Here is a 14,489-nt window from a genome sequence, read left to right as displayed (position 1 = left end):
TATTTTATTTTAATCTACTACCTAAAGTAAATCTAACTGTAATTTCCATTGCGACATGGGAAATAACTTCATACGATCCAAATGTCTATTAAGCTAAGTTATGAATCTGCTTACTCTATTTTTGATGTACGATACAAATGAAAAAGCACCCTGTAAAGGTGCGATTACAATCATTTGTATCATTTGTGTATCTATGGATTATGTTTCAATAATAATTCCGTTTAATTTGAGATTCACTGGATTAGCAATTGTGTCTCCAACTGGGCAAGTCTGCTCCAAAAATTCTACGAATGATTCTACCCGTTCTTTTGGAGCATCCGTTTTGATATGAAATGTGTATCGAATCTCCGAATACCCACGCCGGACATCAGATTTATTCATGAAGCCATCCGTATCGAGATCCCCTTCTACCTCTACCCAAAAATCGTCAAGACGAATATTAAATTTTTTGGCATATACTCTAGCTACGATAGATTGGCAGGCACCTAATGCGGAAAGTACCACTTCTACAGGATTCATCCCGGTATCTGTCCCACCCAAGTTTTTCGGTTCATCAATCGTCATCTCAAAATTTCTGGAGCGGGCCTTGACGACCATTCCATCCTGCAAATGTGAAGTTGCTTTGAATGTTTGAACAGGCATTCTGAACACTTCCTTTTGTTAGATAAATGACTGAATAACTCAAATCATATCACTTTTCTCCAATTATCATAAGATGAAAATGTTGCGCTACTTCCCTGTTATTTACCCATCAGAATAAAGGCATTACCAGCTGACAAAGCTTATCACAAATGTAATATTTGCAGATCCCCCTCTCGTACGATTTTATTATCTAGTGAGCCATGATTATTACTACTTTGTCTATTTTTCTAATAATGTAATAAAAACATTAGGTGCAACTTCGATGTCTTTTACTTCTAAAAATCCAAACTTAGAATAGAGTTTTTTTGCTGGAATATTCTTTGCACCAGTACTAACAGTTACTTTCTTTCCTTTGACTACATTCTCAATTACATAGCCAACCAAGCTTCCGGCTACACCTTTTCGGAAATGATTGGGGTGAACAACTAGTCGACAGATATCTATATGATTTTGATCAGCCGTATAAGAAATAGCCCCCACCAATTCTTCCTCAATCATATAGCCTAGAAAGATTTCGTTACATGTACGAATGGTTTCAACTGTATCTTTTAACTGTGGAATTCCGTAAAAATTAATAATGTCTGCCTCTATTTCATATGCAGGAATTTGTACGTTAAGAATTTTTTGAGCTATTACCTCGTCACCTACATGAAGATTAGTAATCATATTACCACATCCCTTACCTTCTCTTACCTTTAAGTAAACCATCAACAAAAAAAGTTTCAATACTTGAACTTTTCTATGTATTCGTTCTAGGGATAAAAGCAACAAAAATACGGAACAATGATCAATATTGGGGGAGTGTTCGATTGACGTCTTTCTTGTACTCCCCCACGATCAAATCATCTCCCGCCCTGCGTCTGTTTCGTTCGATAAAACTCATGAAACAGCTTCATCAGTGCTCGTTTTTCGATACGCGATACATATGAACGCGAAATCCCCAATTCGCGGGCAATTTCCCGCTGTGTTTTTTCCTTGTCTTGATCTAGGCCAAAACGCCCGATGATGACCTCTTTCTCACGTTCATCTAAAATATGAATATGCTGATAAATCTTGTTACTTTCCAGCTTTAATTGCACGGCATCTACTACCTCATCTGTTTCTGTACCCAGAACATCTATCAAGGTAATTTCATTCACCCTATGAGGTTATCTGTATGATCAGAGCCCTTCTGTAGTATGCAGAACATTCGAACGATATGTATATTTCGATCACATATGATCTTCTACAGATATCCACTAAAATCCTCATTCATTAGTATGAGCGTTCCTCTATTAATCAAGTTTTCTAATCAATCCTTCGATTACTCCACTTTATTCTTACAATTCCGCCTTGATTTTTGGATTATTTATATTTTTCTAGACATTCAAAATTTGTATTTTCATCTAATGGTACGAACCCTTTCAAAAATAGAAGACTCAACATATACTACATTAGCGCCAATAAACCCTATTATGGAAGTGGTGATTTATTTGCCCTTTAGTAACAAAGTTGTAAATGGCGATTTTGAAACGGGAACCCTGTTCCCGTGGAGTTTTACAAATGTATCCATTACTAATCTGCAGAGTCATACCGGTTTTTTTAGTGCATTATTATTTGGAGATACAGCTAATAGTTTATTGTTTCAAGCAATTCCTGTAACACCTGGAGATAGTTTTGAATTGTTTTTATCCATTGCAAAATTAGGGAATTTAGTAAGTCCTCAAGTAAATATTGCACTTCTCTATTTAGATGTAGCAACTATCCCTGTTGGTATTGGACTAAATCTCACAATTCCCGTAGGTCACCTTCCGGATAACACAGCTAATATTTGGACTACCATCTATGAAACAACTTCTGTTGTACCAGCGACGGCTACTCAAGCTTTACTTATAATTAATAAAATTGCTGCTCTATCTACTGCAGATATAGTTGTTGATGACATCGGAATATTACAGACTAGTGGAGGGGCGACGGGCGCGACGGGCGCTACTGGGGCTACTGGTGATACTGGGCCTACCGGCGACACCGGCGCTACTGGTGACACCGGCGCTACTGGTGACACCGGCGCTACTGGTGACACCGGCGACACTGGGCCTACCGGCGACACTGGCGCTACTGGTGATACTGGGCCTACCGGTGACACTGGCGCTACTGGTGACACCGGCGCTACTGGTGACACCGGCGACACTGGGCCTACCGGCGACACGGGCGCTACTGGTGACACCGGCGCTACTGGTGATACTGGGCCTACCGGCGCTACTGGTGACACCGGCGCTACTGGTGATACTGGGCCTACCGGCGACACCGGCGCTACCGGCGACACTGGGCCTACCGGCGCTACTGGTGACACCGGCGCTACTGGTGATACTGGGCCTACCGGCGACACTGGCGCTACTGGTGATACTGGGCCTACCGGCGACACTGGCGCTACTGGTGACACCGGCGCTACTGGTGACACCGGCGCTACTGGTGACACTGGGCCTACCGGCGACACCGGCGCTACTGGTGATACTGGGCCTACCGGCGACACTGGCGCTACTGGTGACACCGGCGACACTGGGCCTACCGGCGCTACTGGTGACACCGGCGCTACTGGTGATACTGGGCCTACCGGCGACACTGGCGCTACTGGTGATACTGGGCCTACCGGCGACACTGGCGCTACTGGGCCTACTGCCGACACTGGGCCTACCGGCGCTACTGGTGACACCGGCGCTACCGGCGACACTGGCCCTACTGGTGATACTGGCGCTACCGGCGACACTGGCCCTACTGGTGATACTGGCGCTACCGGCGACACTGGGCCTACCGGCGCTACTGGTGATACGGGCGCTACTGGTCCTACCGGAAGCTTTTCAAATTTCCAGGTTTCTGAAAATACCCCCAACACTGTTGGTAGTTCCTCAATTGTATTAAGTAGCATCCCAACCACATTAAAAACAATCACTATAACGGGAAGTTCCGCTTCAAATCGTATCTGGTTAAATGGAGCTATTGGCTGGCAAAACGGACCAAGTAATCCAGTAGTCCAATTTCAAATACTGCGTGGTACAACGGTCATTTATAGTACTGGTGATCAAAGAACCGGAACAAACACGTTGGGTACCACGAGTATAAGTCATGTTGATTTGACCTCTGGTACCGGAAATGTTACGTACTCATTGACTGCCCATATTGTTGGTGGTGGTACTGCAACAATTATTGGGGGAATCACCTTTACTGGAGCTTTATTATAGTTACGTGTGCTTCCTAACAGCCACTCACTTATGGGGTGGCTGTTTCATTATCTAGTCATTTTCACAATTAAAATCATTGATTTAGTATGATTGAGTTTGGTACATCATGAGATGAGGTAATAAAAGAAATAAATTATAGCAATCAAATTATTTAATTTCTAAATTATTTTCCATACTTTTATAATGGGATGTACTAAGATGAACAGGGGGTTAAAATTTGAAACAACTAAAGGCATTTTTAGATAAGCATAAAATTGAGATGCTAGATGATTTAATCAAATGTATCCAAATACCAAGTATAAGTACCACTGGGTCATATGAAGAAGAGGTTCATTCTTGCGCTCAACATTTAACCCAGCATCTATGCCAAATTGGGTTTGAAAATGTACAGCTATTACAAAAGAATGGTCATCCAACAGTTTATGCTGATTGGCTTCATGCAAAAGGAAAGCCTATTGTACTCATTTATGGACATTACGATGTTCAACCGGTTGATCCCTTAGAAGAATGGCACTCCCATCCTTTTCAACCGGAAATAAGAGATAATTATCTTTATGGCAGAGGAGCTACAGATAATAAAGGACAGCTATTTATGCAACTAAAAGCATTAGAAGCACTTTTTCGTACTAACCAAGCATTACCTATTAATGTAAAACTTTTAATTGAGGGTGAAGAAGAGATTGGGAGTACTACTATGCCGGAGATTCTTCAAGATTATTCTGAATTATTGATAGCTGATCTAATTGTCATCTCAGATACTGCTATGTTAGAAGAGCAAGTTCCAGCAATTTGCTACGGTCTAAGAGGCATACTAGGTTTTGAACTAAGTGTGCAAGGTCCAAACAGAGATTTACATTCTGGTAGTATTTATGGAGGAACTGTACAGAATCCTATTCATGCTATAACTCAGCTATTAAGCTCTATGAGAGATGAAACAGGCTTTATTACAATCGAAGGCTTCTATGATCATATAATGGAGCTTTCTGAAGAGGAGCGGAAAAATTTTCAATCCCTTCCTTTTTCATCTGAACAACTCAAAGCAGACCTTCATGTATCAAATTTATTTGGTGAAGAAGGATTTACACCTTTAGAAAGAGTATGGGTAAGACCCACTCTAGAAGTAAACGGAATTAGTGGAGGCTATCAAGGAAAAGGCATAAAAACAATTATTCCAGCAAAAGCAACAGCAAAAATAACTTGTCGCATAGTCCCCAATCAGAATCCTCATGATTTAAAAGCATGCATCCAAAAACATATTGAGGCTAACACTCCGCCTGGAGTAAATATAGAAATCTACTGGGATAGTCATTCGAATCCTTACTTTATCTCACCCGACCACCCTTTGATCTTACAAGCTGCTCAATCATTAGAATATGTATTTCAAAAACCTGTACAGTTTATTCGTGCGGGAGGATCAATTCCAGCGGTAGAAATGCTGCACAATCAATTTCAAATACCTATTATCCTAGTTGGATTTAGTCATTCGTCTGCTAATGTCCATTCAGCAAATGAAAACTTGTCACTGCAGAGATTTGAGGATGGTATTCTAGCACTTTGCCATTACTACCTACAATTAGGCAATGACATCGGGGACTAATCTATGACTTGCTCAGGTTGACTCTCCACCTTCCTCCCAAAAAAATGCAGTAATAATTCAATATACGTAGCTACATACATAAGAGCCGAATCCTTCATTTGGGAAAGTTCGGCTCTTTACCTTGTAACCAATGATATTCGCATTGTCTTCATAACCATACACTTTCAATTGTTTTCCTTTCCTTATTTTACATCCGTCCCCGAAATGTAAGGTCTATGTAAAATAAATGAATGCTAATCAATTTTTGTTTTTGCTCGTTTGGATTAACATGTTACTAGATTTAGAAACTTAACTTGAGTGATACCAAGTTATTTTCCTTTCTCTTGAATAAAGGTAGAGATAATGATTTAAAATAGTAGAGAGTTCCAAGTCGGTAGCCATTCTGTTCTTAGAATGGCTTATTTCTTTTGATTCTACTGAGCTTATGTTATGCGATGGCTAGAAAATGTCTTAATTCATTATTCCGTAGCTACTTCACTACTTCCCTCGTCGAATTCTTTGGTGAGAACCTGGTGGTTTTGTCGAAAAAGCCCCTGCACTTATGCATGGACTTCACAAGTAAAAATGGATGCTTTTTCATTTTTTCAAGATTGCCATAATCATCTAAAATATAACAAAAAGTTGGAGCAGTATTAACAAAAATATTGGTTGTAGATGGAGCTGAAAAACTTATTTAAATACCCGCGTTTTCTGTTTGTAGAAATTAAGCAGCATATCCACCCAAGACTGTTATAGATAGTCATGCTGCTCCTGTTGCGAAACAAAAGAATAGGAAGAGCGTCTATTACTAATGAAATCGATACATAAAGATAGGAAGATGGATAATGAAACGACTTTATATCAGATTGACGGTTTTCTTTTTGATGGTATGCACTTTGCTTCCCCAATCGTCCCAGGCGATCGCTCCGCCACAGCAAGAACCAACCGTCATCTATCAGATGTCTGTTGATGGGAAAACAAGTAAAGTGATTGCACAGCTACCATCGATGCATCGCGGAAGTATTTCACCATCAGGACGTTTTGTCTATACAGAAAAATTCGGCTATGGTAAGAATGATCCGACTATTCCGTATCTGTATGACATCAAAACGAAACGACTAACCAAATTGTCCGGCTACGCTAAATGGTCTCAAAAGAATGATGTGTTGTACATGACGGAAAATAACGGATTGGTTCGTTTTGATCCGCTTACTTCAAAGAAGACAAGACTCGTAGAAGGAAAAGTTGACTACTCGGTTGTAGATTTTCTCATCTCACCGGATGAACAGTATCTCGCTTTTATGAAAATGGATAGGAAGAGCGCAAATCCTCAAGAAAGTGTTCATCTGTACCTCCAGGACCTATCGAGCTTGAAAATGAAAATCAATGACCGCTTTGCAGCCATTTCAGATTATTCATTAAATCAAGAGGTGATGTATTGGCTACCCAGTTCGAAAAAGTTATTTTATCGGGCTAACGGTTCTATCAAAGAGTTAGATCTGCCAACCGGCTTGAAATACACTCATAACCTGACTACATTCCCTTCCTTTTCAAATGATATGAAGTACAAATACGAAATAAAGGAAAAAGAAGAGTACTTTCTGGATATACAGACAGGGAAAAAAGTCATCCTACAAAGCCTACCATTCATGGAAGGATACCTGAATAAATTGCATTGGTCTCCGAAAGGGCATCTGTTGGCTGCTGAGGAATATGTCAGACCATCCAACTCTCAAGATTCCTATTCCATGATTCGTTTTTACAAGAACATTCCCGCCTTTACTTATCCTTTTGGTGGAACTAATGGATCTCATAAACTAAGCATATACTTGCATTCCTCTGATAACATTCAGATCATTGGATGGAATCGAGATGAGAAATCGTTCTATGTAGCAGACTTCGCATCCGTTCATGCCAGGGACTTTGCCTCTTTATAAACAAAATAAATTTTTCCCCCCTTGATGTAAATTAGTCAAGGGGGTTGCTGTATACCTGTTCCCACAGGCAATGCATTCTATGTAGAAGTAATCTATCTGCTGCTAACCTTCCCCTCTAGCCGTTAAAAAAAGAACGATCCCCACATCGTAAGGAATCGCCCCCTATAAGTTTACGTATGATTCTTCCCAAACAATTGGCGTTTATCTCAGCCTATCTTATAAGTGATACTTTTAAGAGTTAAAAACTCCTATAAATCTTGTGATAGACGCACCATATCTACACACTGTATGCCATTTTCAAAAATCGGTTCGTCATAATGTCTTATAAAAAAATCTCTATCAATATGAGTCATTCTAAAACCACATTTTTGATAAAGCGCTAATTGAACAACGCTTGAATTACCAGTTCCAATTTCAATTGTTTTATAATTATTCAGTTTTGCGCTTTCAATCGCATGTCGCACAAGTTGTTTTCCATATCCTTTTCCATGCTGTTCTTCTTCAACTGCTACATTTACAAGTTCTACTGTTTCTGGACGAGTAGGGATAAGCACATATGCACCTATAACTCGTCCATCTTGTTCCATAATATAGCATTGACCTCTCGATACGTATTCCATCACAAGCATCTCAGATGGATCTGCTAACAACAGTAAATCCATCGGTAAATCCTCAGATTCATGTATCATTCTAATATTCATTTCTTCACCTATTTCCGAAAATTTTATATATTATCAAAAATTGTTTCTAAAAAATATTTTACATAGATTTCGTTACAAGTGAATCAAGAATTTTGCTAGCCATCAAAACATCCTCTTAAACAAGAATATGTGTTCCCGTTTTTTGATTATAAGAAGATTATGCAACGAAAAATAACGACAAGAATACAAAAGCAAAATTATATGATGACAATTTGATGGAAAAGTCTAGAAAAAAAACGACAAGTAGTCTATTGTTATACTGTTAAAAGCAAGAGGAGTAGCAGTGATATTGTTGGCTATAACCATTCACATGGTTTATAAAGCAATAAAAACTTATCTTAGCCAATAAAATCTTTACTCTGAATTGCCTGATTAGAAAAAACTCAAGGGTTTGTTATTTCCTTATTTTTAAGGTTATGGTTACTTATTTATTCTGTACGACTTGACCACTAGCAACCCTAAGCTCATCTGCCAATTGCCCAATCCTAATAGCCTTATCCTTCATCCCCATCTGATTGTAAAAAGCCCATTGCCCTTGTAAATGGCTAATAATTTCGTTTGCTATTTCTGGTTTCACTATTAATTCCTCCTCGTCATATTTAGTTAGATCATATTTCTCAATCAAACCAATAAGCTTACCTGGATAACCTGGATCAGTGGCATATCCGCCTTTGTGGATTGCGTAGCAAGCTGTCTTATAATCAACACCTAACACGCCATGATACCGTGTAGGCTTGTCCCTCGTACCGTTACGTATTAGTTTGGAATGATCTGCAATAGACTCTCCCCAGTTGTTGTAAGCTCGGAAATTAGCTGTGATGGTTGTCCATTGACCGTTATAATTCTCCTTTGTAGGCATGGCACAGACGCCTGCTGGACCTATTCCTTTTATACCAAACAGGTTATTCCCTTGCTTAGTTAGTCCACTCTCTCCCCAAGCCGATTCAAGGATTGCTTGAGCGATGGTAAGGGAAGCAGGTATCCTTGTTTTCTTCATGTCAGCTACAGCACTAGGTGCAATCTTATCTATAAAGTCTTGTGGTTTCATTACTCCACATCTCCCTTCTGAAACTAATTTTTTATTCCTAAATGAATCCCCGATAGTAGCCGTTGCCCCATATAAGCAATCTTGTAGCTTCAAGTATATCTTCCCCATACAGTAAAGCGTTGATTGCATTATAAGTTACTCCCATCACAACAATAGCGAGAGGAATGTAATCATCCGGGAACCAATTCCGCGGTTTCAGCCATTCCCCTGACGCCATTACTAGCAATCACTTCCCCAAACACTAAACCAATCTCGTAGCTCTGCAATTCTAATGAAAGAAAAAATGAAAGAAAATAGGAATAACCAAGATCTTTTTAAACATCACCTTTAAATAGGCGAAAGCATATCTTATCTTAGGTTTATTTATTTCAAAAAGAAGGTAGGTTTTTACATGGCTATTTCTTATATGGACTATACCTCACCATCGACTCAATTTACCTATGACTTGAACAACAACCCAATATTTAGAAAAGATTCCCGAAACTACATCAATGAGCTGTCTATCATGCAATTAAATACATTAGGAAATGTCTCTTTACTGGACATCTTTCTTAGTATCAGCAATATTGTTGAACCACACTACCATCAAAATGCTTCAGAGCTTGTCTATTGCATTTCTGGTTCTGCTGTGGTGTCCTTAATTAATCCATTCACAAATGAACTTCTAAACTTTCCCATTACACCTGGTCAAGTAGCTAACGTACCTCAGGGATGGTGGCATTATGAAATAGCATCTGTGGATAATACTCATTTACTAGCTATCTTTGATGCCCCTATTCCAGAAACAATTTTTGGATCTGACATTCTAAGATTGACCCCGCCAAGTATACTTGCCCACACCTATTGTCTTAACGAAGCTAAAGTCAAAGATACACTTGCACCAATTCAAAGTACTGTTGTAATCGGCCCCCCTAAAAACTGTAACTTACGTCAGGCTCAAGGGAAAATGCAACAACAACAACAATACCAAAATCCCACCTATGCTTATCCTTATCAAGGTTATTATGCAGACTATGGACAACAACAGTCATATATCACAGAGCTTCCTCCCAAAGAAACATTATAAAAAGTTTCAACAGCTTCATGAACAATTAAGTCCTTATTAATTTCCGTTGGGAGGTCACTAAGGGCTATTCCTATTATCACTTCTCTTTTTAATAGAGAGCCGTAGCCTACCATGAAAAAACACCTCTCCTATTGGAAAAGGCGCTACTTGGTTATTCTTCAGATCCAGTACAGTACGTTGTCGCTTTACTCCAGGTTGTATTTTACTTGGTACCTGAGTATAGGTTTTGTCACTTTCCAAGATCAAATATACATAAATAGTCGTAATAGCCATGATTGATTCACACCCTTTCCTAAGGACTAATAGACAAAAGAAAAACGCCTCTAAAGCTCTTTTAATCAGCTTCATTGGCGTTCAATTGACTTTTAACTTTATCTCTAATTTGCTTAGACACCTGCTCCATTTTTTATCACCGGATTTGATTTAAGAGCAGTAAATCGGAACCTTTGAATCCATCACGCAGTTTTTCCAAATCAGTAGACTTTACGACGTCCAAACCAGCTAAATCCTTCTTACCTTAAGTACCACTATTAGTATGATTACATTCTTCTACTGGTTTAACTGCGTTTCCTTCTTCATCTGTGCACCAGGACTGCGATTGAAAAGCCAAAAAAATAGCAATCCATCTATTTTCTTCTTCAAAATGAATTAATACTCCCCCATCTTGCCAAATACCATTCTCTTGAGAAAACTCGCCAACACTTCCTTGATTCATATGAATGTTATGCATCCCATTCCCTGGTCTGAAATGGAAGTATTCATCCTCTTCGTTTTCAGGACCAAATCGTTCTCCATAAACATAAATTATTGCCTGCTTCTTTTTTGCCTCCAAGAAATAGTGATCAACTTTTTCAAACAGATCATTATCTGGACCTGGTTCTACTGCACTAAGGGGAATCATATTTTTGGGAATTAGTATATTTCCTCTAATATAGTCAAGTGCAATATCATCACGATTATCCTGTGTGATAGGAGTATAACCAACTCTCATATTAGGAAGTTTAGTAATTTCATGTGATTTAAAATCTTCACCTACATAATACAAGACTTCTGATGGTCTTTTTTTTGATTTAATATTAATTGCAAGTCGATATTTTGTTCCTTCCTCATCATTAACAAGAACCTCGATGTGCCCTTTCCTTTTACCTAACTTAGACTCAACATTTTCAACAGCTTTACACTTCAGAACACCATAACCATGATCCAAAGGCATATTATTCATCTCCTCTATAGGTTCCATATCACATAAGTAATTATTTGATAATAAAACTATTTTATTCATAAACATCCCACTTAAAACAGGCTACTCGATAGATCAAGTAGCCTGTTTTTTTGTTAGTTGTCTAATATCCACGTACCTATCTTTCCTTGTTGATCAAAGAAAAAAACACCAACGTGGGTGCTTTTGTCCAATCTATTATTTCTTTTTCACGTTACTACTATTTACTAATGTAACCCCTGTTGGTAAATCAATCGTAAAATCTTTTTCACTAAATGTAGGGTTGAAATCGACTTTGGTTACTATATACTCATTGGTTTGTTTGTTATTGTTCAGTTACCAGTTGATTTTAGCTCGAAACCTGTTTCTTTATCAATCCACCAGTCTTTAAATGATACATTAGGTTTCTCATTCCACAACCTGAACGGTCTTTTTCGTACCAGGAGAAGTATACTTTTTATTTATAATCCGAAAATCCAAATCTTTTTTTACTTTATTGATTACATTATTTTCAACAGTTTGTCCATCTGGATAAAGTCTGGCTTCCTTATCTCCTGTTGTATACTTTGTTGTCTTACCTGCTTTGCTGACAGAATAATCTATTTCTCTATTCTTTCTTATTTCTATTCATTCTTCTCCTTTTACTGTATGATCCCAATGCTTTATATGTCTGGTAGATTTCTGGAGTGTACCATTCATGCGATCATGCGTAGTGTCTGTTGCTTCAAAGTAGACAGATATTGGCTTCTTTTGGTTTATTTCAGCAATCACCTGATCAATATGTAAGGTTTGTTTTTCCTTACTAGCCGCCTCACTATTCACTGTTTCTGCTAACACTGTGGAAAATGGAGATGTTGCTGATAGCATTAAAGCCATCATACCTACTACTGCTATTGCTTGCTTTTTCATAGGAAATGTCATCCTCTCTTTTATTATTCATTTATTTGATCCAGCATAAGAGATTTTGTGAAAATAAATCTTTCATTTCTAGCTCAATCAGACAAATGAATAAGCTCCCCTATTCTCTACTCGTTTTATCTCTCTACTTATAGGTGGCTTTTGCATCACAAAAAAGCCTATCCTTCAACAGCAGGTCCTTCATTCACTTTCTAAAATAAACCTTAGAGGGACTAAAACGTATCCACAATAGTTGCTTATCATGAATCGATTTATGTATAAATTTTATTTACTATTGTACGTATCTACTACAATCGACCTATCCACAAAAAGTTCCACTCTTTATTTTCTTTTTTAATGGTACCGAAATTTCAAATTCAGCATCACCTTGAGTTTATTTTATGATTAGTAGCTAGCTCACTATTCATTTCATTTATACCTAATAATTCCGTTACCTCATTACCTTTTTCTTGCTGTTCTACATATCCTTAAAATGTATTTTCATATTGTCGTGTAGATAAGCCGCTTTCACTTTTCCTGTCATCAATCACATACTTGCTAGCAGTTACCGCATCTCCCTTATTTAATGCTATGTATAATTAGTTGGTTTTCATCTTTTTTCATGCTCTCTCCCGAGCTATTCCTAGAGAAACCTTTGTAAGCTTGTACACCACGCCCAGAGTGGGCGATCATACCGAAACACCTTTGGCATGAAGGGATTTGATAATTGCCCATCCTGCATTGTGATAATCACGCAGCACTTTCTGCTTCTCCTCCTCAGTCATTGGAGGGGGAGCTACGATATACACAGTTGTTTGGCCATCTTGAATTGACATATCGTATTTCATTAGGTCATCACCCCTTGATCTATCTATATGAGGTGAAGTGGGTAGGACTACCCTATATGGTACTTATTGCTAAAACCATAGTTAAGGTTGTTTACTTAAAAACTCCATGAAAGAATTGAGGAAATCACCAGAAAGGTCAGTTCCATTTGGTACTTTTATTTTGTCTGAAATAGAAACTATGCTTAAATTCAGTCCTTTTCCCGTGAAATTATAGGTATTAACCTCGGTATTGGGATACACATCACTATAATGATCTGATATCCCATAATCTTTTTTTTGAGAGTTATAAAAATTTGGTGCATATCTAATTGCGTTTTTCCACTCATAAGCTTCGGAATTACTAGGCGTTAATCCCATTTGGATAATAATTCCTTCTTTTTCGTTTTTATAAACTAAGGTTTTATTATTTTCTTGAAACACATCATGCTGTTCTTCAGATTCTCCTACTAGAGTTGGAACCATAGTGGAAATTTTCCAATCTCCTGTAATTTCAACATAGCCTTCTGGTTTAAAATTATTTTTAATGTTCTCATACATATTGTTGAATTTATTACGATCAACAACCACTGAATTTTTTTTATCGTCACACGAAATTAATATCAATGAAAATGCAAGCATATAACAAGCTAAAAAAAAGTAATATACCCCTTTTTTTGCAAACATCTAATCACCTTCTAATATTTGTGATTTTTATATCCACTAAATATTACCATAATGTAATAAAGAGTCAAACCTAACTAATTTTACAGAACAATCCTTAATAAAAGAAAACTATACCGTTAGGGAATGCTCTATGATCTAAAAAAAGGCTTCGTGGAACCGTCGCCAGTATCTACGTAAATCACTTACTTATTTAAGACTGGATACCCGGAATGAGATATCTATAGTAATAAACGGATAACTCAAATGACAAAATGTACCTTAGAAAGTCTAATTGACTAATAGTTACCATAGCTAAGAGAAATAAAGTAATAAAAAACTTTTTAACTCCTACCACATTACGTTATTTATAAACACCTATAATATGGGTATTATAAGAGTTAAGCTTGCATATAATTAAAAAACCGCAGGTGCGGGAACACCTACGGTTTGTACAATAAGCTGGCTCTCAATGGGGCTGGCTCAGGTCACGAAGTAAGATCGTCAAGCTTTTCCAGGCTCAATGGCGACCTTACTTTTTTGTCATTTTGACAAATAGTCCAATTAAAGCAATGCTGAATGTTCCGAATGCAAACATTATCATAGGTGCTTCGTATACGGACATAAGCATCCCCCCTTGCTACTATGACATGGGGATGAGCCAAGATCGCCATTGAGAGAGCCGATTCTATTGTACC

General features: G+C 38.1%; 14 protein-coding genes and 1 pseudogene. 4 read left to right on the top strand and 11 right to left on the bottom strand.

Going from position 1 to position 14,489, the window contains the following annotated elements; all coding sequences use genetic code 11:
• Nucleotides 1–198: 198 nt before the first annotated feature.
• The 3 genes and pseudogenes from ACQV1I_RS07335 to ACQV1I_RS07325 all read right to left on the bottom strand — a co-directional run.
• Nucleotides 199–642 (bottom strand): OsmC family protein, encoded by a 444-nt coding sequence (locus tag ACQV1I_RS07335; protein ID WP_018672971.1) that lies wholly within the window; start codon nucleotides 640–642, stop codon nucleotides 199–201.
• 219 nt (nucleotides 643–861) lie between these two features.
• Nucleotides 862–1,308 (bottom strand): GNAT family N-acetyltransferase, encoded by a 447-nt coding sequence (locus tag ACQV1I_RS07330; RefSeq protein WP_018672972.1) that lies wholly within the window; start codon nucleotides 1,306–1,308, stop codon nucleotides 862–864.
• 176 nt (nucleotides 1,309–1,484) lie between these two features.
• Nucleotides 1,485–1,778, bottom strand: a pseudogene (locus ACQV1I_RS07325) (sigma-70 family RNA polymerase sigma factor); the annotation flags it as partial.
• 336 nt (nucleotides 1,779–2,114) lie between these two features.
• Between ACQV1I_RS07325 and ACQV1I_RS07320 the strand changes: the two are divergent.
• The 3 genes from ACQV1I_RS07320 (at nucleotide 2,115) to ACQV1I_RS07310 (ending at nucleotide 7,373) form a co-directional block, all read left to right on the top strand.
• Nucleotides 2,115–3,860: an NTTRR-F1 domain gene (locus tag ACQV1I_RS07320; protein WP_201747384.1), complete on the top strand. Its 1,746-nt coding sequence runs from the start codon at nucleotides 2,115–2,117 to the stop codon at nucleotides 3,858–3,860.
• A 217-nt stretch (nucleotides 3,861–4,077) separates the two neighbouring features.
• The gene (locus ACQV1I_RS07315; RefSeq protein WP_116333208.1) at nucleotides 4,078–5,457 is read left to right on the top strand and encodes a dipeptidase; all 1,380 of its coding nucleotides are present in this window, start codon (nucleotides 4,078–4,080) and stop codon (nucleotides 5,455–5,457) included.
• Between the two features lie 824 nt (nucleotides 5,458–6,281).
• Entirely contained in the window at nucleotides 6,282–7,373 is a 1,092-nt protein-coding gene (locus ACQV1I_RS07310) for a hypothetical protein (protein WP_116333207.1), read from the top strand.
• A gap of 248 nt (nucleotides 7,374–7,621) precedes the next feature.
• On the opposite strand, the gene ACQV1I_RS07305 is transcribed toward ACQV1I_RS07310, so the two are convergent.
• The 3 genes from ACQV1I_RS07305 to ACQV1I_RS07295 all read right to left on the bottom strand — a co-directional run bounded on the left by ACQV1I_RS07305 (nucleotide 7,622) and on the right by ACQV1I_RS07295 (nucleotide 9,348).
• Nucleotides 7,622–8,074 (bottom strand): GNAT family N-acetyltransferase, encoded by a 453-nt coding sequence (locus ACQV1I_RS07305; protein WP_116333206.1) that lies wholly within the window; start codon nucleotides 8,072–8,074, stop codon nucleotides 7,622–7,624.
• A 424-nt stretch (nucleotides 8,075–8,498) separates the two neighbouring features.
• A complete protein-coding gene (locus ACQV1I_RS07300) occupies nucleotides 8,499–9,122 on the bottom strand; it encodes a glycoside hydrolase family 73 protein (protein WP_094700268.1) in 624 nt (207 codons plus the stop codon).
• 37 nt (nucleotides 9,123–9,159) lie between these two features.
• A complete protein-coding gene (locus tag ACQV1I_RS07295; RefSeq protein WP_141213050.1) occupies nucleotides 9,160–9,348 on the bottom strand; it encodes a hypothetical protein in 189 nt (62 codons plus the stop codon).
• Nucleotides 9,349–9,513: 165 nt separating this feature from the next.
• Between ACQV1I_RS07295 and ACQV1I_RS07290 the strand changes: the two genes are divergently transcribed.
• On the top strand, nucleotides 9,514–10,188 hold the full coding sequence (locus ACQV1I_RS07290) for a cupin domain-containing protein (protein WP_116333205.1): 675 nt from the start codon (nucleotides 9,514–9,516) through the stop codon (nucleotides 10,186–10,188).
• Between the two features lie 517 nt (nucleotides 10,189–10,705).
• Here ACQV1I_RS07290 and ACQV1I_RS07285 read toward each other — a convergent pair.
• From ACQV1I_RS07285 to ACQV1I_RS07265, 5 genes are all read right to left on the bottom strand, one after another.
• Nucleotides 10,706–11,401, bottom strand: coding sequence for a YukJ family protein (locus ACQV1I_RS07285; RefSeq protein WP_094700264.1), 696 nt, complete (start codon nucleotides 11,399–11,401; stop codon nucleotides 10,706–10,708).
• Nucleotides 11,402–12,034: 633 nt separating this feature from the next.
• Nucleotides 12,035–12,316: a hypothetical protein gene (locus tag ACQV1I_RS07280; protein WP_116333203.1), complete on the bottom strand. Its 282-nt coding sequence runs from the start codon at nucleotides 12,314–12,316 to the stop codon at nucleotides 12,035–12,037.
• A 677-nt stretch (nucleotides 12,317–12,993) separates the two neighbouring features.
• Nucleotides 12,994–13,152, bottom strand: a complete 159-nt coding sequence (locus ACQV1I_RS07275; protein WP_018672985.1) for a hypothetical protein — start codon at nucleotides 13,150–13,152, stop codon at nucleotides 12,994–12,996.
• A gap of 81 nt (nucleotides 13,153–13,233) precedes the next feature.
• Entirely contained in the window at nucleotides 13,234–13,815 is a 582-nt protein-coding gene (locus tag ACQV1I_RS07270; RefSeq protein ID WP_116333202.1) for a hypothetical protein, read from the bottom strand.
• Between the two features lie 508 nt (nucleotides 13,816–14,323).
• Nucleotides 14,324–14,416, bottom strand: a complete 93-nt coding sequence (locus ACQV1I_RS07265; protein ID WP_197235532.1) for a putative holin-like toxin — start codon at nucleotides 14,414–14,416, stop codon at nucleotides 14,324–14,326.
• Between the last annotated feature and the right edge of the window lie 73 nt (nucleotides 14,417–14,489).

This window comes from Brevibacillus sp. JB24b, assembly GCF_051713385.1.
GTDB lineage: Bacteria > Bacillota > Bacilli > Brevibacillales > Brevibacillaceae > Brevibacillus_B > Brevibacillus_B laterosporus.
This window is presented reverse-complemented; position numbering and strand designations above follow the sequence as displayed.